Genomic DNA, 1,244 nt, shown 5'->3' with positions numbered 1-1,244 from the left:
TGAAGTGGTTCACTGATCTTGGACACCCCGATAGGTGGTAATTTGCCACCATGACCATGAGGTGTACCGAGATGGGACGACGACATTTCTCTCCGGAGTTCAAACTGGAAGCAGCCAGCCTGGTGCTTGATCAGGACTATTCCGTACGGGAGGCCTGCGAATCGCTCAATGTGAGCGATACAGCCATGCGTAGCTGGATCAACCAGGTTGAGGCTGAGCGTTCCGGTGAGATGCCTGAGGCACGCTCGCCTCTCGGTCCAGAGCATCGCCGCATTGCTGAGCTCGAAGCCCAGGTACGACGCCTTGAGCAGGAGAAAACGATTCTAAAAAAGGCTACCGCTCTCTTGGTCGGGGACGAGACACGACGTTCTCGTTGATCGACCGGCTGAGGGAGCACGGCAGCGTAGCCATTGCTTGCCAGGCGCTGGGTGTTGCTCGATCGAGTTATTACCACTACCGGCAGTGCCGGCGGCGAGGCATCGATGCCGAGCGCCTTGCGCTCCGGACACATGTCACTCGCTGCTTTAACGAGAGTCGTGGTTCGGCCGGCAGCCGTACCTTGCGTACCCGACTCGCCACCGATGGCGTCGAGATCGGTCGTTTCAAGGTTCGCCGGTTAATGCAGGAAGCCAATCTGGTCAGCCGGCAACCCCGCAAGGCGCCCTACAAGCACGCTCAACACGAGAAGCCTGATGTGCCCAATCGACTTGCTCGTGCGTTCGCCGTCGACCGCCCCGACAAAGTCTGGTGTGGCGACATCACGTATATCTGGGCGGATGGTCGATGGTGCTATCTCGCCGTGGTCATGGACCTATTCGCCCGCCGTGTCGTGGGCTGGGCCGTCTCCGACCGTCCGGATGCCCGCCTGACGGAGAGCGCCTTGTCCCACGCTTGGCAGCAACGCGGTCACCCCCGTGGGGTGATGTTCCATTCCGATCAAGGTGTTCAGTACGCTGCGGCATCCTACATGGCAGCCCTGTCACGGCGTGGCTTTCAGCAGAGCATGAGTCGGCGAGGCAACTGCTGGGACAACGCCCCGATGGAGCGGCTGTTCCGAAGCTTGAAGAGTGAGTGGATGCCACGCGGCGGCTACGAATCAATCAGTGCCGCTCGACGAGATGCCGGGGCATACCTGATGGGCTACTACGACTCGGTCCGGCCGCATCAATATCTCGACGGGGACACTCCGGCAATGGCTGAAGAAAAACTCAACTCACTGTCCAAGATCGCTTGACCACTACAAG

At 59.9% G+C, this 1,244-nt stretch carries 1 protein-coding gene; it reads left to right on the top strand.

Annotation, left to right across the window (positions count from 1 at the left end; translation table 11 throughout):
- Positions 1-71 precede the first annotated feature (71 nt).
- Positions 72-1,234, top strand: a protein-coding gene (locus FAZ79_RS11265) for an IS3 family transposase (RefSeq protein WP_136868052.1) whose coding sequence is annotated in 2 segments (ribosomal slippage) — positions 72-324 and positions 324-1,234 — 1,164 coding nt in all. Because the reading frame shifts where the segments join, the coding sequence is not laid out codon by codon here.
- The last annotated feature ends 10 nt before the right edge of the window (positions 1,235-1,244 follow it).

The organism is Guyparkeria sp. SB14A, from assembly GCF_005096345.1.
In the GTDB taxonomy this organism is placed as follows: Bacteria; Pseudomonadota; Gammaproteobacteria; order Halothiobacillales; family Halothiobacillaceae; genus Guyparkeria; species Guyparkeria hydrothermalis.
This window is presented reverse-complemented; position numbering and strand designations above follow the sequence as displayed.